The 25,581-nt window shown below is 29.8% G+C and carries 14 protein-coding genes; 13 read left to right on the forward strand and 1 reads right to left on the reverse strand.

Translation table 11 applies throughout. The features are described from left to right. Position 1 precedes the first annotated feature (1 nt). From HSACCH_RS04030 to HSACCH_RS04070, 9 genes are all read left to right on the forward strand, one after another. Positions 2 to 2,821 (forward strand): DEAD/DEAH box helicase, encoded by a 2,820-nt coding sequence (locus tag HSACCH_RS04030; RefSeq protein WP_005488046.1) that lies wholly within the window; start codon positions 2 to 4, stop codon positions 2,819 to 2,821. Between the two features lie 75 nt (positions 2,822 to 2,896). Continuing rightward, positions 2,897 to 4,693, forward strand: coding sequence for an ATP-dependent nuclease (locus tag HSACCH_RS04035; RefSeq protein WP_005488048.1), 1,797 nt, complete (start codon positions 2,897 to 2,899; stop codon positions 4,691 to 4,693). After that, on the forward strand, positions 4,677 to 6,638 hold the full coding sequence (locus tag HSACCH_RS04040) for a UvrD-helicase domain-containing protein (protein WP_005488049.1): 1,962 nt from the start codon (positions 4,677 to 4,679) through the stop codon (positions 6,636 to 6,638). Before HSACCH_RS04035 ends, HSACCH_RS04040 begins: the two co-directional genes overlap by 17 nt. 95 nt (positions 6,639 to 6,733) lie before the next feature. Further along, positions 6,734 to 9,832: a DUF499 domain-containing protein gene (locus HSACCH_RS04045; RefSeq protein WP_005488051.1), complete on the forward strand. Its 3,099-nt coding sequence runs from the start codon at positions 6,734 to 6,736 to the stop codon at positions 9,830 to 9,832. A 12-nt stretch (positions 9,833 to 9,844) separates the two neighbouring features. Next, on the forward strand, positions 9,845 to 10,381 hold the full coding sequence (locus tag HSACCH_RS04050) for a DUF3780 domain-containing protein (protein WP_005488053.1): 537 nt from the start codon (positions 9,845 to 9,847) through the stop codon (positions 10,379 to 10,381). A 33-nt stretch (positions 10,382 to 10,414) separates the two neighbouring features. Next, positions 10,415 to 13,339 carry an anti-phage-associated DUF1156 domain-containing protein gene (locus HSACCH_RS04055; RefSeq protein ID WP_005488055.1) on the forward strand — a complete coding sequence of 975 codons (2,925 nt, stop codon included), beginning with the start codon at positions 10,415 to 10,417 and terminating at the stop codon, positions 13,337 to 13,339. 10 nt (positions 13,340 to 13,349) lie between these two features. Further along, positions 13,350 to 16,031: a phospholipase D-like domain-containing anti-phage protein gene (locus tag HSACCH_RS04060; protein WP_005488056.1), complete on the forward strand. Its 2,682-nt coding sequence runs from the start codon at positions 13,350 to 13,352 to the stop codon at positions 16,029 to 16,031. Positions 16,032 to 16,056: 25 nt separating this feature from the next. Continuing rightward, complete coding sequence (locus HSACCH_RS04065; RefSeq protein ID WP_005488058.1) at positions 16,057 to 17,763, forward strand: ATP-binding protein; 1,707 nt, start codon at positions 16,057 to 16,059, stop codon at positions 17,761 to 17,763. Positions 17,764 to 17,786: 23 nt separating this feature from the next. Next, complete coding sequence (locus HSACCH_RS04070; RefSeq protein ID WP_005488060.1) at positions 17,787 to 18,650, forward strand: GIY-YIG nuclease family protein; 864 nt, start codon at positions 17,787 to 17,789, stop codon at positions 18,648 to 18,650. A gap of 129 nt (positions 18,651 to 18,779) precedes the next feature. Here the strand turns inward: HSACCH_RS04070 and HSACCH_RS04075 are convergent, their stop codons facing one another. After that, a complete protein-coding gene (locus tag HSACCH_RS04075) occupies positions 18,780 to 19,307 on the reverse strand; it encodes a hypothetical protein (RefSeq protein ID WP_005488061.1) in 528 nt (175 codons plus the stop codon). 111 nt (positions 19,308 to 19,418) lie between these two features. Here HSACCH_RS04075 and HSACCH_RS04080 point away from each other — a divergent pair, with 111 nt between their 5' ends. The 4 genes from HSACCH_RS04080 to HSACCH_RS04095 all read left to right on the forward strand — a co-directional run bounded on the left by HSACCH_RS04080 (position 19,419) and on the right by HSACCH_RS04095 (position 25,567). Next, the gene (locus tag HSACCH_RS04080; RefSeq protein WP_005488063.1) at positions 19,419 to 21,206 is read left to right on the forward strand and encodes an MrcB family domain-containing protein; all 1,788 of its coding nucleotides are present in this window, start codon (positions 19,419 to 19,421) and stop codon (positions 21,204 to 21,206) included. A 45-nt stretch (positions 21,207 to 21,251) separates the two neighbouring features. After that, positions 21,252 to 22,850 (forward strand): PucR family transcriptional regulator, encoded by a 1,599-nt coding sequence (locus HSACCH_RS04085; protein ID WP_005488065.1) that lies wholly within the window; start codon positions 21,252 to 21,254, stop codon positions 22,848 to 22,850. Positions 22,851 to 23,025: 175 nt separating this feature from the next. Further along, on the forward strand, positions 23,026 to 24,375 hold the full coding sequence (locus HSACCH_RS04090) for an amidohydrolase family protein (protein ID WP_005488066.1): 1,350 nt from the start codon (positions 23,026 to 23,028) through the stop codon (positions 24,373 to 24,375). Between the two features lie 46 nt (positions 24,376 to 24,421). After that, positions 24,422 to 25,567: a M20 family metallopeptidase gene (locus tag HSACCH_RS04095; RefSeq protein ID WP_040476952.1), complete on the forward strand. Its 1,146-nt coding sequence runs from the start codon at positions 24,422 to 24,424 to the stop codon at positions 25,565 to 25,567. The last annotated feature ends 14 nt before the right edge of the window (positions 25,568 to 25,581 follow it).

Consider the following 25,581-nt stretch of genomic DNA (forward strand, 5'->3'; position numbering starts at 1 on the left):
TATGTTCAACTTCTTCAAAAATAGCTTCAAAACAAACACATCAGAGCCTGAGATAGAAATAAAGCGGACTCTTATAGAAAATGGAATTGAGTTTGAAATTAATAAAATTGATAATGGTCAAGTAGAACAGTTAAGCTTTCCAATTATTTATGGCAAATATTTTGATTTAAGAAATTTAATCAATAAAGATTTTTATCTTTCTCTTCAAATTCTTGAAGGAGCTTGGCACAGTGAAGAATTAATAGAAAAAGATGATGGAAGTTATTTTCTTCATATTGATACAATATATCAGTATCAAAATTCTGCTGAAGATGAAGAGAGTTTAGGAGAAGGTAACAGAAAATTAAATGAACTGCTCGGACTTAAACCTGATGAGAGCTTAGAAATTACTATTGATAACAGCGGTGTTATCGGTAGCAGCAACTTTAAATTAGAATATATAATTAAAGATGAGCAGGAAGGTTATATAAGTAAGTTTCATCAAAGAGTTGGCCCATTTTTTCCTCTAAATAATAATCAGGCCTATGTTTTAAATAAGAAACTAACCGAAGTCCTTGATTTAATAGATAATTCTCCAAAAGAAAGAAAAGATCAATTTGAATATTTTGCTAAGGTTAAATCTAAAGCAAAAAAATTAGATATTAAATTTAACCCATATTTAGAAGGCGAAGAATATTACTTTCCTGAAGATTTAGATATAGATATTGAATTAGAATCTATTGATCATTTAAAACTTAATCCTAGATTTGATGATTTAGATGATCAGTTAAATCAGGACACTGAAAAAGCAATAAATAATGATGATAATTATACAGTTAATAAAACTGGCGGCAAAAACCAAAGAGTTTTTATTGGGCCTGAAAGTAAAGAAAGTTATAAACAGACATCAGCAAACAGAGAATTAACCGGATCCCAGGTGCCTGACTTTATTGAAAATCCTATGAAGTATCTACCAGATAACATAGATTTAGAAAAGTTTAGTGAAAGAGTAAAAGGACTTAAAGAAAGAGTTTACAGAGCTCAGCCATTTGTTAGTTCTTCCAAAACTGATCAGATTGACTGGTTTGATATCGATGTTGGAGTTAATATTAAAAATGAAAGTGATGAAGCTGAAGAAGAACAAATTGAGCTCAGTGAATTTGAAAGGCTGGTAAACGAAGCTAGAGAAAATGGTGAAGACTATGTTCTCTATAATGATAACTGGGTTAAAGTTCCGAAAGAAAGTGAAGATTTTATAGCAGGAGCAAAAGAAGTAGATAAAATCAAGCAAAACGGCAGGGTTAATAAAGAAAATCTTAATTATATTTTTGATATTTATGAAAATATTGACCTTCTTGAATATAATGAGCAGATGATAGATTTTAGAAGTCAGCTGCAGGAAGATGGTGTTATTTATCAAGCACCAAGCTTATTTAAGGGAGAATTAAGACCTTATCAAAAAAGAGGCTATATATGGTTACATAAATTAAAAGATTCAAAATTAGGTGGTTTATTAGCTGATGACATGGGTTTAGGAAAAACAATACAGGTTATTGCTTTGATGGCCAGTTTAAAAGCAGAAAATAAATTATCTCCCTCCTTGATAGTCGCTCCAAAGTCTCTTTTAGAAAACTGGCAGCATGAAATAAAGAAATTTTCACCAGAAATTAACAAAGTATATATCCATCTAGGTGGTTCACGTAATAAAAACAGCAGAGTTATTAAGCAGTCTGATGTGGTTTTAACTACCTACAGCACTTTAGTTAGTGATCAGGTTCTGTTGGGAGAAATAGATTGGACCATATTAGTCTGTGATGAAGTTCAGGCTATTAGGAATCAAAGCACTTTAAAGGATCATGCTGTTAAAGCTCAAAAGGCAAAGCTGAGGTTGGGGTTATCCGGCACACCTGTTCAAAATACTGTGGCAGATCTCTGGTCTATTTATGATTTTGTCCAGCCTGGACTTTTAGACAGTTTTAAAGAATTTAAGAATAATTTTGTAAAACCCATTGAGAGTTCTAATACTCCAGAAGAGTATGAAAAGTATGAAGGTATGCTGAAAGAAAAAATTCAACCCGTATTTTTGAGAAGGACAAAAGAAGGTGAGCTTAAAGATGAACTGCCTGAGAAAAAAGATATTACCAAAACAATTGAAATGAGTCAGAGACAAAAAGAAAGATATAAAGAAATCATAGAAAAAGAAAAAAATTCTAAAGGTAGAACTCATTTAGGGACACTGCAGTCTTTACTTCAGTTATCTTCTCATCCGGCTCTTTTGGATAAGGATTGGAATCTAAAAAGTGCAGAAGAATTATTAAATGAGGGTCCAAAGCTGAAATCTGTTATTAAAATATTAAGAGAAGTCGAAAAGAATAACGAAAAGGCTCTAATTTTTACTACTTTTAAAATTATGCAGCTGATCTTACAGAGAGTAATTAGGGAAAAATTCGGACTGCAGGAGATTCCAATAATTAATGGTGATTCAAAACAGCGTTTAGCTTCAGTGGATAGGTTTAATGAAAGTGATGGTTTTGGATGCATGATATTATCTCCTAGAGCAGCTGGAACAGGGCTAAATATTACCGGAGCAAATCATGTGATCCATTATACCCGCTGGTGGAATCCAGCTGTAGAACAGCAGGCAACTGATCGTGTCTATAGAATTGGCCAAGAAAGGGAAGTTAATGTATATTATCCGATCATGACTGCAGCTAGAGAAACAGTTGAAGAAAAGCTGCACCGTCTTTTAGAGGAAAAGAAAAGATTAGCTAAAAATATTATTGTACCTAATAATCCTATTCAGGGAGAATTGATGAAAGAAATGGATGAGGAAATGTTTTAAGTAATTAAAAGGTATTGCAATATGATTAGAGAATTATTATAAGTAAGCTATTATAAAAATTAGGAATGATAATCTATGTATTTATCAAAATTGAAACTTTGGAATTTTAGAAAATTTGGCTCAAAAAAATTTGATATTGAATCTCCAGATTTTAATTTAGATTTTAACAAAAATTTAAATGTTCTTATTGGAGAAAATGATTCAGGTAAAACAGCAATAATTGATGCAATTAAGATGGTATTAAAAACTCATAGTTATGAATGGATTAGGGTAACTGAAGATGATTTTTATAATAATTCGGATAGATTTAGAATAGAATTAGAATTTAAAGATTTACAACCTGAAGAAGCAAAATATTTTACAGAATGGTTAAGTTGGGAAGGTGAAAAAGAAGAAGCTGAACCCTTTTTAAAAGTTAATTATGATGTGAGTAAAAATGAAGATAGAATTCTCCCATCAGATATTCGAGCTGGAAGTGATAAAGATGGGTATCCTTTAAATGCTGAAGCAAGGCATTATTTAAAAACAACTTATTTAAAACCATTAAGAGATGCTGAAAGTGAGTTAATTCCTAAACGGTACTCCCGTTTATCTCAGATTCTTAAAGGCCATGATATATTTAAAGATGAGGAAGATAATAAGCTATATCAAGAATTTGAAAAGTTTAATGAAAAAATTTCTAATTATTTTAAAAAAGCTAATAACGAAGAATTCCAAAATGAGGGTTATCAGATTAAAAAAGTAATTGATGAATTTATTAGAGGCTTTTATGATAAAGATAGTAAAAGTGAGTTTAGAACTTCTGAAGCAAATTTAAGAAGTGTTTTGGAAACTTTAGAATTGATGATCTCAGATGTTGATAATCCTGGTTTAGGAACTTTAAATCGTTTATTTATGGCTGTTGAATTATTACATTTAAAAAGAGATAGTTGGCCTGGTTTAAAACTGGGGTTAATAGAGGAATTAGAAGCACATCTTCATCCTCAAGTGCAGATGAAAGTAATAGAAAAATTACAGAATAATAATGATATCCAATTAATTCTAACAACTCACAGTCCAAATTTAGCTTCAAAAATAAAACTTGAAAATTTAATAATTTGTACTAATGATAATGCTTTCCCTATGGGGAGTGATTATACTGAACTAAATGAAAAAGATTACATATTCTTAGAGAAATTTCTTGATGTTACAAAATCAAATTTGTTTTTTGCTAAAGGTGTTATTTTAGTTGAAGGTTGGTCAGAAGAAATAATTATTCCTACCTTAGCTAAGGAAATTGGATATGATTTAACTGAAAACGAAGTTTCAGTTATTAATGTTGGCAATGTAGGTTTTGATCATTATTATAAAATATTTTTGCGAAAAGATAATCCTGATGCCATGAATGTTAGAGTATCGGTTGTAAATGATGTTGACGTTACAGCATATACAAAAGATAATATGGAAAAAAAGGATGAAGAATTTTATCAAATAAAATGTAAAGAAGAAATCACTAAAAAGAAGAATAAAATTAAATATCTTGGAAAAAGCAGTGTAGAAAAACCACAAACAATTGTAAAACCATTCATTTCATCTGGATGGACTTTGGAATGGTGTTTTTATGAATCTGATTTTTTGAACAGAATTTTTGTAAAATCTACAAAGCAAGTTCATCCTCAAATTTTCGATACTGAAGATTATGAAGAGGAATTAGCAATTAGATTGTTAGATTCTAATTTAAGATTTAATAAAACAAAAATTGCTTACCAAATAGAAGAGTCACTTAGAAATGAAAGTGTTTTAAAAGGAATTAATCTAAATGAAGAAGAGACATACCAGGATGATACTATATCATATTTAATTGAGGCGATAAAATATGCCTGCGGAGACTAATATAACTGATAAAGATATCAAATATGCTGAATCAATATTATTAGATGCGGATGAATCTTTCGAGGATGATAAAAATGAGAGAATTGATTTTATAAGAAATCTTGAAACAATAGATTTGCATGCTGTTCCAGGAAGTGGTAAAACAACAGCATTATTGGCTAAATTATTGATTTTAGAAAGAAAATTGCCATTTGAAGATGGTTCAGGGATAATGGTGATTTCTCATACCAATAATGCAATTGATGAGATAAAAAATGAAATAGGAGAATATTGTCCTAAATTATTTTCTTATCCCAATTTTATTGGAACTATTCAAAGTTTTGTTAATCAATATCTGGCTAAACCGTTTTTTAACCAGGTTACTAAAGAGAAAATTTCAAAAATTAATGATGATTTTTATAATGAAAGAGTAGAAAATTATTATAATAATGTTTTAAGAGATAATTTTTGGCTAAATAAAAGAGCAAATACTTTAGGTTTTTTGCAAAACATAAGATTTAATGAAAATAATATGTTGATTTCTGGGATTAATAGTAAAACTGATGATTTTGCATTAAAAAATACTTCTGGAAAAACATATAGAAAACTATCAAAAATGAAAAATATTTTACTCAATCAAGGAATTTTATGTTATGATGATGCTTATTATTTGGCCAATAAATATTTAAAAAAATATCCTGAAATCAAAAACTTACTACAGAAAAGATTTTCCTATGTTTTTGTTGATGAGATGCAAGATATGGATATTCATCAACATAATATATTGGAAAAAATATTTTATAATAATGGTAATAGTAAATCTATTTATCAAAGAATTGGAGATAGAAATCAGGCAATATATAGTGGGGGAACTAACTTTAAGTTAGAAGAAATCTGGAAATCTAGAGAAAATACTCTTAAAATAACTGGAAGTTATAGATTTTCAAAAAATATAGCTACAGTTTTACAAAACTTTGCATTAAATTCTGCAGATATTAAGAGTATAAAATCAGAAAACACTAAACTAAAACCGCACTTGTTAATTTATAATGATTATAATTCTCAGTGTGAAGTAATTCAGAGATTCATTAGATTAATTAATAAATTTAAAACTGAAAATAAAATTCCTGAAGATTACAAATATCCAATTAAAGCAGTGTCTTGGATTACTAAAGAAAAAGAAGGTAATAAAATCACTCTTCCAGATTATTGTCCTAAATTTAATAAGAATAGATCTACTTCCAAAACAGAATATAATTCATTAGAGAGTTACCTAATCAATTCTAAGAATAATTTCAAAGAAATTAACAATGATTTATTGAATATGCTTTTAAAAATACTTAGGATAGAAAAAGTAGTTAATTCAGATAATGATAGATATTACACAAAGAGTAGTCTCTTTTGGTATTTAAAAAAGAATAATAAAGAGCAATATGAAAAATTGAAGTTAAAATTGTATGATTGGAGCACTAAAATAATTAAAGGGAATAATTCTGAGGTTTCTGAAGATATTAAAGATTATTTGGACGGTTTCCTTGGTGTTTTTGGAATTGAGAAAAATAAATCTATTGAATTTATTAATAAGGATCCTAAGAAAATTATTATTGAAGATGAAACTGATTTTGATTGTCATTTGTGCAAGATTAATAATAAAAAAATTGAATTAGGTTCAGTTCATTCGGTTAAAGGAGAAACTCACACTGCTACATTATATTTAGAATCTTTTTATCAAAAAGATGGAAGTGGTGAGAATGCAAAATCTTATGAATCTCAGAGGTTGAATAAGCAATTCAAGAATGAGAAAATTACAGATTCAGATAATAAAAGAACTAAAAAGTCTGCTCGAATAGCTTATGTTGGTTTTAGCCGTCCAACTCATTTATTAGCATTTGCTGTTCATAAAGATAGGTATGATAAATATCTATCCGATATTAATGAAGATGTCTGGGAGGTAATTGAGGTATAAATATTTCAATTAAATCGTACTTAAATTTATAATTTGTTTTGAAAACAGAAAAGAAATTGATATTATATATTATTAAGAGGGGGAACAGATAACTTATGAAAACTCTTGCTAATTCAGTTAAGGTTAGAGAAAGTGTCTTTGATAGAACAATGAAAGATGAGGTCTTGGACCTTTCAGACTTGAAAAATGGTAACATTAATCCAGAAAGATTTTTTAAAGAAACATTCATAACTGACAACATGGAAACAGTTTTTGATACTGCTATGAATAAATTCAGAAACAGATCAGGAAACAGCATTATTAAACTAACTCAGGCCATGGGTGGAGGTAAAACCCACAACATGATTGCTCTGGGATTATTAGCTAAATATCCTGAGTTAAGAAAAAAGACTCTTGACGGCAAATATAATGATGTAGAAGGTGAGATTAGAACAATATCTGTTACAGGTAGAGAATCTGATATGAATTATGGTACCTGGGGAGAGATTGCCAAACAGTTGGGCAAAAAAGAACAGTTTAGTGAATACTATTCTCCACTTCAGGCGCCGGGTCAAACTGCCTGGATTAATTTATTAGAAAGTTCTACACCTACTCTTATATTATTAGATGAGCTGCCTCCATATTTAAATAATGCTAAGACCAGAACTTATGGTCAGGGTACACTATTAGATATTGAAACAACTGCAATAGCAAATTTATTAAATGCTATAAATAAAAAAGAATTATCTAATGTTTGCTTAGTTATCTCTGATCTGGAAGCTACATATGAGGAAGAATCAGAAATAATTCAGGGTATGTTTAAAGAACTCGATGGAGAAATAAATCGTTTTTCTTTAAATCTAGAACCTGTATCAAGCAACAGCAATGATCTTTATGATATTTTAAAGACTAGAATGTTCGAAGGGTTACCAGATGAAGCTGAAATCAACAAAGTAGCTAATGGCTTTAAGAACAGCGTCAAAGAAGCTGTAGAAATGGGATATACAGATGAAGTTCCGAGTGAAATTGCTTCAGCAGTTAGAGATACATATCCTTTCCACCCTTCTTTTAAAGATTTAGTCGAAAGATTTAAGGAAAACCAGGGTTTCCAAAAAACTCGTGGTGTTATCAGGTTGACTAAAAAGATGCTTAAAGGTATTTTTAGAGAGTCAGACAAAGCTGATAATCTATATTTAATTAATCCTTATGATATTGATTTAAATAATGCTGAAATGGCTAATGAAATTAAATCAATTAAACCAGAGTTTACAAATGCCATAAGCCATGATATTGCCAATAATGGCCACTCTGTTGCAGAGAAAATTGATAAATCTACTGACTCTCAAGATGTTCAAGATGTTTCAAAACTAATCTTAATGTCCTCCTTATCAAAAGCTACTGAGGCAATTGTAGGTCTTTCAGTGAGTGAGATCTTTACTTATCTTGTCGCTCCAAATAGAGATATCACTAAAATCAGAAGCGGTATTGAGGAATTACAGGAAAAAGCCTGGTATTTATATAAAAACCATAATAAACTTCTCTTTAGACAAACTAAAAATGTTGTTGCAGAAATGCAGGATGAGATAAAAAGTTTAACCCGCAGTCAGGCTAAATTATATATTAAAGATTTACTTGAAAAAGAATTTGAACCTAATGATAAAGATTGCTATCAAAACTTAATGGTCTTCCCTTCAATTGAAGAAATTGAACTCTCTAAAGAAAAAGTTTCTTTAATAATTTCTGAACCTAGTGAGGGCAGTGATGGCCTAAAAAGTGAATTAAAGCAGTTTTTTGAAGAAGTAGAATATAAAAATAGAGTTATGTTTTTAACTGGTCAAAAGAATGTAATGAATAAGCTTTTAGAAACTGCTAAGAAAGTTAGAGCAATCAATAATATAATTGACAGAATGCAGGCAGATAATGTCAGCGATAGAGATAGTGAAATGCAGCAGGCAATGGAGTTAAAAGACAAAACCGGCAACAGGCTGAATTCAAGTTTAAGAGAAACCTTTACTACTTTATATTATCCTCGGAAGAATGTATTAAAAAGTACTAATTTAATTATGAAGTTTTCTCAAAACAACTTTGATGCTGAAAAAGAAATTAAAAATACTTTAAGCTTCGATAATGAAATGAAGTTTACTACAGATATTGAACCAAATAATTTAAGAAAACGATTTGATAAAATTATCTTCACTAGAGATAGAATGACTTGGAATGAATTAATTGAAAGAACTGCTACTGAAACAAGGTGGCTGTGGCATAAACCAGATGCCCTTGAGGAGCTAAAGGAAGATTCACTGCAGAAAGAAATCTGGTTTAAAGATGGTAATTACATTGATAAAACTCCTCCAAAAAAAGAAACTAATGTTAATATTACTAAAATGAGCACTGTAAGTGAAAATGGTATTTCTACACTGCGCATTACTCCAGTTAATGCAGATGAAGTTTATTATGAAATAGGTCAAGAGCCGACTAAAGCTTCTAAAAAAGTAGAAAACCATAACTCATTTGAAGCAACTGATTTAGTATATTACTTTTTAGCAGTTGACCCAGATGGTGTTAATGAAACTGGGGACCCTGTAAGATGGGAGAATGATATCAATCTGCAGTATAAAGAGTTAACAATTAAAGGAAAAGATGCCCTAAAACTGCAGGCAACCCCAAGTAATTGTGAAATCAGATATACGACAGATGGTGCTTCTCCAAAAGAAAATGGAGGCGTTTATCAGGAACCAATTATTATACCTAAAAATGCAAAATATATACAGGCAGTGGCAGTAAATGAAGAGCATGATATAACATCTGATGTTCTTCAGTATGAGGTTAAAGGAAAAGAAGTTACAGTTGATAGAGATAAGCCTGTCAAATTAACAGAGCCACAAACTCCTAAGGGAACAAAACAAACATATGAAGAACTTGAGTTTTTAAATGAAACCAATGCTACTTTTAAGCAGGCACAGTTTATTATTACCGGCAGAGGCAAGGGAGATTTTTCTATAACTTTTATGATAGATAAAGTAGAAATAGATGATATGAATATGTTAGAAGAACAATTAAAAAATATTAAAGATAATTTTGTTGGAGAAAAGCCACATGATTTAACTGCTAACATAACTGGTATTAAATTTAAAAGTGGCAGAGATTTTTTAAGATGGCTTGAGAAAAATGAATTTAACTTAGAGATGTATAAAAATAGATTTAGTCAACACTAAGGAGATGATCTTTTGAGTCAAGTAAAAACCTATGGATTTGGTTTTAATCCGAAAGAAACCAATCATCATTTCCTCATAGAAATACCAACTGGAAATGCTAAAATAACAGTATATGAGAGATTTAATTGGGATCAAGATGAGCAGGTTAGTGATTTAAATGATAAAGATAAAAAAGTAATTTTAAGTAAGACCAAATGGAATAAAGTTAAAAATGTAATAAAAAAAGAATTTAATAGGCGTTTAAAAGATGAAGGTCTTCCATCAGGAGATTTTGACAGCTATTATGTACCTTTAGAACGTTTATACGGTAAAGAATTAATGCTTTTGCTTTGGGCTATAGAAAATGCTGAGGTTGGAGTTATTGATTTAGCTATCAAAAACTGGTTGGGGTTATCACCTGAAGAGAGATGGTGGCTTTTTACAATGACTAATGCTTCAACAGGCCACTACAGTGACAATCGCGGCTGGAGAATAGCTTTAAGATATGCACTAACAGAAAATCCTGTAGATAATAAATTAGCAGGTAGTTTTGTGCAGAGATTATTTTAAAATATATCAGATAAATGTCAGAGGAGGATTAATTTGTTAGATTACAATAAATCATTTATAGAAGTACAATTTCCTGTATCAAGAATATCTAAAGAAAGTTATAAAGAAAGAAAAGCTAATTTGGGTCAAACTCTTACTGGTTTAGGAAAATGGTGGGGTAGAAAACCTTTAGTTATGGTTAGGGCAGCCTTATTAGGAATATTAATGCCTGTTTCTGATGATTACACTAAAGACAGAGAAATATTCCTTAAAGTTATGACTATGGATGATGAAGGACTATTATTGAGAAAAAGAGATGATAAACCAATTTCTAAAAAAGAGTTATGGCAGTTGACTACTAAAGAAGAGAAGAAAAAATATTTCAGAGAGGGATCAACTGCTAAAAAGCCTAAATATCCTAAAGGAATGTCTAGAGAAAATAAGAAGGCAATGAAGGAAGAACTTCAGAAAATAGCTTTTAATAGATTATCCTATGATGATAAATTAAGTTATTGCAGAAGGCCGGAAGAAGTAGAATTGAATGATAAAAGTGAATGGGAAATTATTAATGAACATTTAAAAACAAATGCTACTAATTTGCAGGAATTAATACAAGAATTAGGAAAAAAAAGATTTGGTCATATCCCCAAAGTAGGAGATTGTTTTTCTGGTGGAGGTTCTATTCCTTTTGAAGCAGCCAGAATGGGGACAAAAGCATTTGCTTCTGACTTAAATCCTATAGCTACACTCTTGTCTTGGGCTTCTTTAAATATTTCTAGTTCTTCAAATGAAAACATTAATAAATTAATTGAATTTCAGGAAAAAGTATATAAAAAAGCAAAATTAATAGTCAACGATTGGGGCATAGAATTAAATGAAAAAGGACATAATGCTGATGCTTATTTATATCTTAATGAAGTCAAATGTCCAGAATGTGGTTATAAAGTTCCTCTTTCTTCCTCTTGGATGATTGGAAAAGGCAGTAAAACAGTTGTATTGTTAAAGAATAATAAGAAGAATAAAAATTTTGACATAGATATTATACAAGATGCTAGTAAAAATAAAATAAAAGAATCAGAAAAATTAATTACTGTAATAGGTGAAAAATTGTTTTGCCCTAATTGTAAAAAGAAGATGCCAATTTCTTCTAGTATAAGAGAAGATAAAAAATCTAAAAATGGTACTGTCTATGGTTTGCAAATTTGGGGGAAAAATAAAATTATTAATAGTTCAGATGATATATTTAGTGAAAGATTATATGCTATACAATATGTTGATAATAATGGAAATAGATATTATAGGGTACCTAATAATAAAGATTATAAAAATGAGCAGAAAGTTTTAAAATTATTAAAAGAAAGATTTTCTGATTGGCAAAATAAGGGCTATTTACCTTCAGATGAAATAAAGGAAGGAAATAAAACTAATGAACTTATAAGGACAAGAGGTTGGAAGTATTGGCATCAATTATACAATCCGAGACAATTACTAATTAATGGTCTTTTAATGAAATTATCTGATGAATTATCAAACAACAAAAAAGAAAAAGTTATAGCTTTGTTAGGTATTAATAAATGTTGTAATTTTAATTCTAAATTAAGTCATTGGGACTCAAGTGCAGCAAATGAAAAGAGTTCAGATTCGTTTTATAATCAAGCTCTAAATCCTTTAATTACTTATAGTTCTAGAAGCTTGAATATGTTAAGTAATAGTTGGTTTTATAACATAAACAATTATGAATTTAATTGCAATAGTATTGTTAAACCAAAAGATGCAAGGAATATATCATCTTCAAATGATATATGGATAACAGATCCCCCTTATGCAGATGCAGTAAATTATCATGAGTTATCAGAATTTTTTTCTGCATGGGATAAAAAAATGTTAAAAAAAGTTTTTCCAGAGTGGTATACAGGTTCAAAAAGAGTATTAGCAGTAAAAGGTACGGGTAAATCATTTAACGAAAGCATGATTGAAGTTTATAAAAATTTAGCTAATAATATGCCAGATAACGGCTACCAAATTGTAATGTTTACCCATCAAGATGTAAAGGTTTGGTCAGAACTTACCATGATTTTATGGTCTGCTGGATTAAAAGTTGCCTCAGCTTGGAATATATCTACTGAAACTAAATCCGGGGGATTAAAAGAAGGTAATTATGTTAAAGGAACTGTATTATTAGTTCTTCAAAAACAAACCTCAGATGACTTTGCTTTTCAGGATGAAGTATATGATAAAATCCAGATTGAAGTTAGAAATATGATTGATTCTATGAAAGGTATTGACTATAAGGATATTCCAGATTTTACTGATGCTGATTATTTGCTTGCGTCTTATGCGGCAGCACTGAAGGTACTTACCGGTTATGGAGAAATTGATGGTATAGATATTGATTATTGGCTTTCTGGTGATAGAAACGAGGAAAGTCCAGTTGAAAAATTAATTAAAAAAGCTCGTGATGTAGCTAACAGCTACCTTATACCAGAAGAATTTGAAAAAAATCACTGGTTTGAGTTATCGAATGCGGAAAGATTCTTTATTAGAGGCTTAGAACTTGAAATGAATAATGAGCATACAATAGGAGCTTATCAGGAGTTAGCTAAAGGATTTGGAGTTAAAGAGTATAAAACAATGTTCCATAATTTTGAAGCTAATAATGTCAGACTTAAAACTCCTTCAGAATATAAAACAAGTTATCTTGATAATGAATTTAATGAAAAAGATTTTAGCGGCTCATTGTTAAGACACTTACTGGTTGCTGTTTTAGAGTCAGCTAAAAATGATTCTACAAACTCAGGCAGAACCTATCTTAAAGGAGTATTTAATCAAAGCCAGAATTACTGGTATAAAAAACCTTTAATGCGCGAAATATTAACCTTTATTTCTAAAATTGAAATGGTAGATCATATGGAACACTGGCATGAAGAAGCTAAATATGCCAAATTATTAAGAGAAGCATTAAAAAATGAAGGTGTATAGGTGAATATATATGATAAAAAGATATTCTTCCAGAAGAGAGTCTATTTCAGATTCTCTTCTGAATAAAAAATTAAAAAAAGCAAAAGCGTACGACAGAATTGCAGGATATTTCAGCAGTTCTATCTTTGAAATTGCAGGTGAAGCTTTAGACAATATTGAAGGAAAAATTAGAATCGTCTGTAATTCTGATCTGCTGCCTGAAGATGTAAAGACTGCTAAAAGAGCACAAAAAGCAATCAGAAAAGAATGGTGTCAAAGTGAACCTGAAAAAATGGATAATAGGAATTTTCGTTTTAAAAAATTATACGAATATTTAGTCTCCGACAAATTAGAAGTCCGGGTATTGCCCAATAAAAAATTTGGGTTAGTTCACGGTAAAGCTGGAGTAATAACTTTTAATGATGGAGGCCAAACATCATTTTTAGGCAGTGTAAATGAATCTAAAAGCGGCTGGAATATAAACTATGAGTTAGTCTGGGAAGATGATTCTAAAGAAGCAGTTGAATGGGTGCAGGAAGAATTTGACGCATTATGGAACAGTTCGGCAGCTATTCCCCTACCCGATTTTATTATCAAAGATATTAAAAGAATAGCAAATAGAGAAGTTGTTGAGGAAGTTGATGATTTTGAGGAAGAAGATAATGTTCCGGCAGCTGCAAACATTGAATCTCCAATTTATAGAGAGAATTTAGGACTGTGGGAGCATCAGAAATATTTCATTGAAAAAGTTTATAATAATCACAAGATATTTGAAGGAGCCAGATATGTTTTGGCTGATCCTGTTGGTTTAGGAAAAACCCTTCAATTAGCTGTAAGTGCTCAGTTAATGGCTCTATATGGAGATAAACCTGTTTTAATAATAGTGCCCAAAACTTTAATGAAGCAGTGGCAAGATGAATTAAATGACATGCTCAATCTGCCTTCAGCAGTCTGGGACGGTACAAATTGGATTGATGAAAATGGCATAAAATATCCCAATAGAGGTAGAGAAGATATTGTTAAATGCCCAAGGAAAATTGGAATTATATCACAGGGCTTAATAACAGCAAAATCTGAATCAGTTGATTATCTTCTTTCAAAAAATTATGAGTGTATAATAGTTGATGAAGCTCACCATGCGAGAAGAAAATCAATTGATCAAAATAATAACTTTTATTCTTTTCAAAAGACAAATTTATATGACTATTTACTGAGAATAGCTACAAGAACAAAGAGCTTGCTGTTAGCAACAGCAACTCCAATCCAGTTACATCCAGTAGAACTATGGGACCTTTTAAATGTACTATCTCAAGGTTCAGATAGAGTCTTAGGGACGAAAAGTTCTTTATGGAGAAAAAAAGGATCTATCAACCAGGGATTAGAGTTAATTAAAAATCGTGGTAAAAATTTATCTGCGACTGAAAAGTGGCGCTGGATTAAAAATCCTTTTCCTCCTTCTGATGAAGGACCTAATTATTCAATATTAAGATCATCAGCAGATATGGCTGAAGAAGCTGTTGTATATCCAAAACAGTATAATGAACTAAAATATCAAAATAAAGCGGCTGCTGGATTTTTAATGAATGATTTTTTTGAACTGCACAATCCTTATATACGTCATGTAGTAAGGAGAGAAAGAGACTATTTAGAAAATAAAATTAATCCTAAAACCGGAGAAGCATATTTAGATACAATTGAAGTGGAGATAATAGATGAACCACCTTTAAAATTAACTGGTTATATGAAAGATGCTTATGATTATGCAGAAGAATTTTGTCAGCTAATTTCTAACCGTGTAAAAGGTGGCGGTTTTCTTAAGACACTGCTGTTAAAAAGAATAGGAAGTTCTATTGAAGCAGGTAAAAAAACTGGATTGAAGCTCAAAAACAATTGGGGCGAAAATTTGAATGAAATTAGTGAAGAGGAAGATGAGGAAGGAAGCAGCGGAATTAAAGATTTAACAGCAGAGGAACAGAAAATGCTTGATAAATATGTTAATGCACTATTATCTAATGAAGCTGAAGACCCTAAATTTGAGAAGTTAGTTAAACTTTTAAAAAGAAAGAATTGGATTAATGAAGGGGTTATCATTTTCTCTCAATATTATGATACTGTTGAATGGATAGCATCTGAGTTATCTGAAATATTTACTGATCAGAAAATAGGTATTTATGCCGGCAGCGGAAAAGCAGGATATTATATTAATAATAAGTTTCATAAAAAAACTAAAGATGATATTAAAGACATGGTAATGAGTTATAAGTTGAAGATCTTATTAGGAACCGATGCAGCTTCAGAGGGCTTAAATCTCCAAGCTTTAAGAAGGTTAGTTAATATTGATATGCCGTGGAATCCAACAAGGCTGGAGCAGAGAAAAGGACGTATTCAAAGAGGTGGGCAGAGATTTGATAGAATTTATTTATATAATATGAAATATAAGAATTCTGTTGAAGATAGAGTGCATGAACTGCTTTCTAAAAGGCTTAAAAATATTACTGCTATCTTCGGCCAGCTGCCAGATGTACTGGAAGACGCCTGGATTAATGTTGCTTTAGATCAGAAAGAAGAAGCTAAAAAGATAATTGATAAAGTTCCTGAGAAACATCCTTTTGAGGTTAAATATAACGAAAAGGTTGAAGCATCTGATTGGGAGAACTGTACTAAAATTTTAAGTGAAGAGAGTAAGCTTAAGAAGCTGAGGAGTTCTTGGTGATAAAATAAAGACAGAGGTGATTAATATGGATCGGCAAAAAAATTTTTTAACTCCTGATTTAAATCAAATAAGACATACTATTAAAGGAATTGATGATAGTTATAATCATGATTGGGATATTTTAGCAGAGTTATGTCAAAATTCAGTAGATGCAATCAGAGAAACTAGTGAAAATAATGGAAGAATTGATTTAGAAATTAATGCTAAAAATAGGTCGGTTAAAATAACTGACAATGGAATTGGAATAAAACCTGATAGACTTCCCAATTTATTAAAGCCTTTTTCAACTGATAAAGCAAAAAATAGTAATTCAATTGGAGAAAAAGGCGTTGGACTTACGTTTGCAATGTTTTCATGTAACAAATTTTATATAAAATCTGGTAATTCAAATGGAGTAAGTGAAGCTAGAGTAAATAATGCGCTAAGTTGGAAAAAGAGCAATGATGATTCCTATCTTAATCTTGAAAATCATACTATTTTAGAAGAAGAATTTTATGGTACAGAAGTTTATTTAGAGGATGTTAAAGAATCTCCCATATTTGAATTGAATTTTGATCAATTAAAATTTGTATTAAGAACAAAAACTTCACTTGGTAATACTAAATCTTTATGGCAAGATGATCAGAATATTGATATATACTTGAACTTTATTGATATTAATGGAAAAAGATTTAATGAAAAAATTGATTTCAAATATAGAACCATATTAGATGAAGTGTCAGAAAGATCAAAAATAGATTTAGAAGAATTTGTAAATTATTTAAAAGAAAAGGATAGGACTAATCAAGAAAAAAGAAATAAGTTAAGAGATAAGATAATTTATAAAAAAGGTTCTTATACCCATAATAATAATCGAGAAATTAATTATATCGCTTGCTTTGTGCCAAATAGAAATGTATGGAAAAAAATTTCGGTTAGCAAAAATTTATGTACTGAAGAACAATTAAAAAATGATAATTGGCTTGATAAGTATGAATATACAATATATCAAAATGGAATTTTTACTTCCGTTAAAGGTATGCCTACAGGAATTAAAATAAATAATCCTTCTACAGGATCTGCTGGTTATTGGTCAAATATATTTATTTTGTTTGAAGATCAACAATTAAAATTTGATGTAGGTAGAAAATCAATACATGGTAGTCAGGCAAGTATACATAGAAAATATGCTAAAATATTATTTAATGAATTTTTAGATTATGTTAGAAAATATGTATCTGGTGATATTAATAGTTCAAGACCTGATTGGGATAAAGATGAAATTTTTGATGAAATAGATCAGATTATTGATTTAGATATTCCTGGAATAAAGTTTGCAAAAAATCCAAGAAATCAAGAAGCTAGCATCTCTGCATTGTTTTTTGAATGTATTGGAAGAGATATTATTAAAGATATAAAACCTCTATATTGTGGTTACAAAAGAAGGTATGATCTCTATGCTTTATGGAATAATAAAAAATTAGTCATAGAATTTAAATCACAATTAAGAAATATATTAAAAGATTTTAATGACGAACAAAAAATGTTTAACGAAATAGATTGTATTGTTTGTTGGAATATTGATGAAGATGATCATCAAGCTATGGTTAATAAAGGTTTAAGTATTGAGGAAGTTAATGGATCTATTTTTTCTAAAAGAAATCGTAAAGTACCACATTCAACTCATAAGTTAATTCTTTCCGGATTAACCTCCCCTATATATTTAATTGATCTAAAAAAAGTGTTAGAATAATTGTTAATTTGGAGTGATAAAATATGAAAGCAATCTTTTCTAAAACAATAAAACTATTCTTATTAGATGGCGATCCAAACAAACGAATGTCTTGTGAATTATCTAATTGGGTTGGGAAAGCTTATAAAATTCCACGTTCTTTAATGAAAGAGTCGTACGATAGGAATGACCTTCAAAATATTGGAGTATATTTTCTCTTTGGCAAAGATCCTAATAATCCTGATGATAATATGGTCTATATAGGTCAAACAGAAAATATTTTCAATCGTTTAAAACAACATCTTGATCAAAAAGAATTTTGGAATGAAGTAGTTACAGTAATTAGTAAAGATGATAATTTAAATAGAGCCCATGTAAGATATTTAGAATATAAGTTATACGAAATTGCAGACCAAGTTGGTAGGTATAAATTAGAAAATAGTACTATTCCAAAAGCACCATCTATATCTGAACCTGATAAAGCTGAAATGGAAGAGTTTATATATAACGTTAAGTTATTAGTAAACTCTTTAGGTTATAAGGTTTTTGAAGAAATAAAAGAGAAACAAAATAAAAATGAAAATTATTTTTATATAGATTCTGTTAGAGGGGCAAAGGGTAAAGGCCAAATTACTAGTGAGGGTTTTGTAGTACTAAAAGGATCTAAAATGGCTAATAATACCGTTGATTCAGCTCAAAATTGGGTAATTAAAAAGAGGGAAAAGTTATTAGAAAAAGAAATTGTAATTGAAAATAATGAAAATTATATTTTCAAAAAAGACTATTTGTTTTCTAGTCCTTCAACTGCAGCTGCAATAGTTATGGGAAGAAATGCTAATGGTTTAAGAGAATGGAAATTAAAAAATGGAATGACTTTAAAAGAATTTGAAAAGCCTGATGAAGAATAAATTTTAACTATGAAAAGGAAAAAACACCTGATAAAATATCAGGTGCCTTCATAATTTTAATTTTGCCCATTTAAGAGCTCTTTGTAATTTTATTTTCTATATTAATAATACTATTTTAATAGTAAATTGTCAAGCACTTTTAAACAGAATTAAACTTATTTTCTGGTTAAGAACTGCTGGGTTTTCTTTAATTTCATATATAGCTTTTTGTTCATTAATTCTCTGAATATCAATTGCTCTCATATCACTTAAATGAAGGCGTGAAATTTTATCATTTTTAAAATCTTTAATTTTAATATCAATTTCCATTTTAGAATTAGGTGGATTGGAATTTTCTTTTACTGATGTAGTAGGAATAACTAAATATTTTGAACCAAAATCTTTTAATATATAACAGTAATGACCACCATGAATTTCTTTTGGATAGCCTCTTCTTAAATTAAAATATGCAATTTGACCTGTGATTGGCCTATTTGCTGGTTTTATTTTATAAAAAGAAGTTGATGGATCATTTGTTTCGTTCGGGACAATTATATTATAAAAAAAGTGTAGTTCTCTAATCCAATATTTTAATTCTCTAGCAAAACCTTTAATATCATAGTTTTTAATTTTTTTGAGTGTTGCTTTAGCTTCTTTCATATCATCAGAAAAGCTCATATTTAGTCCACCTCCATTAAATTATGTTAATTATAACATAATTTCTATAAAAAGGAAATATATTTATCTAAATTTCAAACATTATACTGAAAAATAAAAGAGGTAGATACAATGTCATCAATTAAAGATTATTTAGTCAAAATAGTTTCAGAATATAAAGAAGCAAGATTACACGAAGAATTTGCTGGTCATCAACTTGGAGATCTAATGCGTCATGAGCTACCAGAATTTATTGAAGAAGAACTTTCTTCAAATTTTAGGATAGAAAATTATATAATCAAGGGTTCAATTGGAATGGGGAATTGGGCTAAAGTTCCTTGGCTTGCAATAATGTATAAAGATATAACAACTACAACTCAAGAAGGAATCTATGTTGTCTATCTTTTTTCTCAAGATATGGAGAGAGTTTATTTAACCTTTAACCAGGGAGTAACCCTTAGCACCAAAGAAGAATTTACAAATAAGCGTGACAAATTAAGAGCTGAGATGAATTTAGATGATTTTAGAATTGATAATGAGATTGATCTTGCTGAATCTGGTAAAGGCAAAGCTTATGAGTTATCAAATATTTGTTATCAGAAATATGAAGCTGATCAATTAATTAATAACAAAATTACAGAAAAAGAACTAATAGAAGATTTAATGAAAATGATGGGTATTTACCAGAAATATTATGACCAATATTATTTAGAACTAGATGCAGCTGAAATTGAAACAGGAGAAGGAGTTTCTGAAAAGATGGATAACTTAACAACTAAAGAAAAACTAAACCAAATCAAAACCTACATCAAAGCTCAGGGCTACACTTATCCTGATAATTTAATTGAAAACTTCTATCTTTCTCTAAAAACAAAACCCTTTGTCCTGCTGGCTGGTATCTCAGGTACAGGTAAAACAAAACTGGTAGAACTATTTGCCAGAGCTATTGGCTGCAGTTCAGATAATGATCGCTTTAAGTTGATTTCAGTTAAACCAGACTGGAATGACAGTGCAGATCTCTTAGGTTACAGCAATATCAGAGGAGACTTTCAGCCTGGCCCGATCTTAGAAACTATCAAAAAAGCAGCTGAAGATCCTGCTAATCCATATTTAGTCTGTCTTGATGAAATGAACTTAGCTCGAGTTGAATATTATTTTAGTGACTTTTTATCAAAGATGGAAACCCGTCACTATGAGGGTAATCAGATTAAAACAGATAGATTACTAAATGAAAATGACTTTGATCAAAATGACAGCAATGATTCTCAGGCTAAATATTCTGATCTACATATTCCGGACAACCTATATCTCATTGGAACGGTTAATATGGACGAAACAACCCATCCTTTCAGCAAAAAGGTATTAGATAGAGCAAACACAATTGAGTTTAATCAGATCGATTTAACAGCCTTTTTGGAGGAAGATTATTCTGATCAGGTTAAGAGTTTAAAAGTTAATAATCAATTTCTAAAAACAGAGTATCTAAATTTAAAAGATCTGCTGCCTGTTAAAAAAGATGAGGTTAGAAGAACAACTGAAGAGCTGGAAAGATTAAACCAGATACTTAAAAAGGCAAATCTGCAGGTGGGCTACAGAATCAGAGATGAAATCAACTTTTACATAGTTGAAGCTCTAGATAAAGAGCTGCTTGCTAAAAACACTGCTTTTGATAAGGAGATTCTGCAGAAAGTATTACCCAGGATTCAGGGTAGTTCAGCTATCATTAAAGAGATACTGCTGGAGTTATTTGATTTCTTTAGTGGAAGTAACTTCAGCAAAGAAAACGGTCAGCTGGCTAATAGAGTCTGGAAATATTATCAGGCAAATCAGGAGAGCTTTAAGTATCCGGAGTCAGCAGAAAAAATAGCATATATGCTGCGTAGATTTGAAGAGGATGGTTTTACTTCTTACTGGTTATAAAATATACTGGTTGTATAATTAATATCTTATATGAGGAGGCATGCAGTGAATATAAAAGAAATGATAGAGCTTGAACAAATGGCAGGAATGAAAATCCTTGCTGGTGAAAAGGGCATAAATAGAAAAGTTGTCACAGTTAGTGTTATGGATGCTCCTGATATATATAACTGGATTAAAGGTGGAGAATTTTTAATTACAACTGCTTTTGTCATGAGAAATAACCCTTTAGAATTAAAAGATTTAATTATTAAACTAGAAAAAAGAGGAGCAGCTGGATTTGGAATAAAAATAGGTAGATTCATCGATAAATTGCCAGATGAAGTTTTGGAAACAGCCGATAAATTAAATTTTCCAATTGTTTTTATTCCGAATAGATTTTCTTTTGTAGATGTTATAAATCCAGTTTTATCTAAATTGGTTAATGTACAGGCAGATAGACTTGAAATATCAGAAAAAATACATAATTCTTTTACAGATATAGTCCTAGAGGGCGGAGATACCGAAAAAATTTTAGATACCCTAAAATCGATTATTCATAAAGATACAATTTTTATAGATGAATTTTTCTGTAAACGGTTTTTTAGTAAGATTAAACCTGAAATAAAAGAAGAAATTGAAAACAAAAGAACTGATTATTTTAAAAATAATTTTCTTTATCTGCCTCTAAAAGTTGATAAAAAAACATTTGGGTATTTGATTGTTTTAGATGAGACAATAAGCGGTAATGACATAAATAATAAAATGAAATATGAAAAAATTGCTTTAGAACATGCATTGACCATCTTGAAACTGGATTTGCAAAAAAGAATATCTAAACATGAAGTTGAAGAAAAATATAGAGATAAATTTATTCATGACTTAATTTTTTCTAATATAAAATCTAAACGGGAAGTGCTTCATCAGTCTGAATTATATAATTGGGAATTTGAATCTAAATATTGTGTTGTAGATGTTGACATTGATAATTTTAAAAAACAAATTGTAAGAAAAGATTTCAAAAAAATAAATTCTTGTTTAAAAAAATTAAGAGAAGATATGTATCGTTATATTATTTATAATTTTAAAAAAATATTTAATAAACCTATTTATACTACCTTCAGTGATAATATTATATTTTTAATTTCAAATAGTGAGATTAATAAAAATTTAGAATCAAAGCTCATTTCTCTGCAGAAAAAAGTTAAAGATAAATATGATTATACAGTAACAATTGGTATTGGAAATAGTGTAAAAAATTTATCTGAGGTAGATGTAAGTTACCAGGAAGCAAAAAAAACAGTTTCATTGATCAGAAAAATAAATGGAGATAATTCTATTAAAAAGTATAATAATTTAATTTCTTTTAGACTGCTTGATTCTATTACAGATGCTTCATTTGTAAAGGAATTTTTAAGTATTTTCATTAAAAAAATAAATAAATATGATAATGAACATGATGGAGAACTGCTTTTAACATTAGAAGTTTTAATTAAAAATAATTGGAATTTAAGCAAAACTTCAGAAAAATTGTTTATACATTATAATACAATAAAATATAGATTAAAAAAAATAGAAGAACTACTTTCTTTAGATTTATCTAAACATCAAAACAGATTAAATATTTCTCTAGCATTACATCTTATTCAACTTCAAAAAAATAAATAAACATAAAGATATAGCTCTAAAATAATATAAAGAACTCTACAGGATATTTTTTGTCAAAGATGGCTAAAAAATATCCTGTTTTTTTGTCCTGTTTTGCTATTATATTACCTAAACATTACTGATATAATTTAATTATAATAAAAATTTCAAATAATTAAAAAATGGAGGGAAAAGCATGTATAATACTGATTTTGCTCTGCCAGACATGGTGATGAATGTCACAAAGAATGAAATGAAAAATCCTATTCCAAAAGAATCTGATATTAAAAGACTGATTTTAAAAAATGGTTTTGTTGTTGACCCCAAAAATGGAATTAAATCTGAAAAAGATATTGCTGTGATAGGTGATAAAATAACTGAAGTTTCATCTGAAATTAAAGCAGTAAAAGGGGATATGATTGTTGATTGTAGCGGTCTTCTTGTTGTTCCTGGACTTATAGATATGCATTTACATCTTGGAGATCTTTTTGAAGTGAGCACTGATCCAATTTATGGTTCGGTGAGTGATGGAGTAACAATGGGTCTCTCACCTGGTGCAGGAAATACGTTGATGGCACCATCTTTACTAGGCGCAGAAATAGATAGAGGATTACCTATGAACCTGGGTGTTTATCTTGGAGCTCCTATGGTTTTAGGCACAATGTTAGATCAAGATGAATTAATAAAAATGTTTAGAGGAGAACTGGATTCAGAAGTTGCAAAAAAGAAAATGAGTCGAAATGGTATTACAATTGCAACTGCCCCTTTGACAGTGGGTATAAAAGATCATATGGGTCATTTTATAATGAGTGATGAAAATATAAATAAAATTTATAATATTACTGATAAGGCAGAAATGGTTTTTATGTCTCATACTCAAGATCCTGCACATGCTGAAAGGCTAGTTTCACTTTCTCAGGGAAGATCCATTCATTTAGCTCATGCAACTGCAGCTGGTTGTGGATCCCATGATAGTAAAGTAAGTGGAATGGAGAGAATAAATAATCTTTTGAAGAAGAAAAATGTTAGTGGAGAATTTGTTACTACAATGATGAGACCAGGCCTTGGAAGTAGAGAAGGACTTAGTATGAATAAAAAGTCACAGCAGCTTGCTTATGATGCTTTGGAATCAGGTCTTGTTGATATATTAATTTCTGATGGCCAAAATGATGCAACTATGAAAGGCTTTGGAGATACCAGAGATAATATTCCTTGTATTTTAGAATTAGCTGAGATGGGGGTATTATCATTAGAAGATTCTATTGCTTCTATGACAATCAATCCTGCTAAATTAATATCCGAAAAAACCAAAAATAACTGGTGGACAGAAAAAGTTGGTCATTTAGGAGTAGGAGCCCTTGCTAATATAACTGTAATTAATAGAGATTATAAGAGAATGGCATATACTTTTGTTAATGGAGAAATGGTAGGCTTTGAAGATAGAGCGGTTCGTAAAGGTAATGGCGCTGGGGGTTGGGTTAGCCGTTTTGGTATGGTTAAAAAAACTGGTGTCGGAGATCTTGTTACAAGAATATATCAAAAATAAATAAAATGGGCAGTTTTTGGCTGCCCTTTTTAATGGAGTTGATCCAATGACTATAAAAGACTTACCGCTTAATAAAAGTGAAGAAATTTTACAGAAACTGATCAGAACAAATACAGAAAACCCACCAGGAAATGAAAAAGATGCTGTGGATGTTATTTTAGATTATTTTGAAAAATATGATTTAGAAAAAAACATAATTGACCATGGTGATAATAGGGCCAGTTTATATCTAAAAATTAAAGGGATTAGCGATAAATCTATCGCTTTTATAGGACATATAGATACAGTCCCAGTAGAAAATAAAGATGGCTGGGAATTAGATCCATTTGATGCAAAAATAGTTGGAGATTATATTTATGGAAGAGGATCTGCAGATATGAAGGGAGGAGTTGCAGCAATGATTACTGCTGCACTTCATATACTAGATAATAATATAATACCAAAGAAAACCCTTTATTTTTGTTTTACTGCAGATGAAGAGTCAGGCGGTTTAGGAGCAAAAGCACTTATAAAAGAAAATATATTAAAAAACACTGAATTTATCTTTATACCAGAACCAACTGGATGCCAACTTGGTTTAGCAGAAAAAGGTGCATTATGGTTAAAAATAACTGCTCATGGGAAACCAGCTCATGCATCGATGCCTGACAATGGCGTAAATGCCATAGAAAATATTTTTTCATTTATTAGTAGTTTGAAAAATGAAATTTTAGATGATAAAAAACATTATTTGTTGGGAAAAAGTTCTGCAGAAATAACAACCATTAATGGAGGAATTAAAACAAATATAATTCCGGAATTAGCAGAAGCTACAGTTGATATTAGAACAATACCTGGAGATAAACATGATCTCATCATTGAAAAAGCTAATAAATTAATTGAAAAATTTAAAGAAAAAAGTGGTGTTGAAATAAGAATAAAAATAGAAAATAATAGACCACCATTAAAAGTAAAAGAAAATGATGATAACATTATCAAACTTAAAGAAATTTTTGCAGATTATAAATTTAATCCAAATATAAAAGGGCTTAATTTTTATACTGATGCTTCACAAATAATTCCTGAACTAAACTGTCCTTTTGTAATATTTGGTCCCGGTGAAGATTCCATGGCACATCAAACAAATGAAAAAACAAAATTAAAATCTGTTAAAGAAACAGCTAGAGTTTTTCTGGAATATATTTTAAGATAAAAATAGGAGGTAAA

The sequence above is a fragment of the Halanaerobium saccharolyticum subsp. saccharolyticum DSM 6643 genome (assembly GCF_000350165.1).
Taxonomy (GTDB): domain Bacteria; phylum Bacillota; class Halanaerobiia; order Halanaerobiales; family Halanaerobiaceae; genus Halanaerobium; species Halanaerobium saccharolyticum.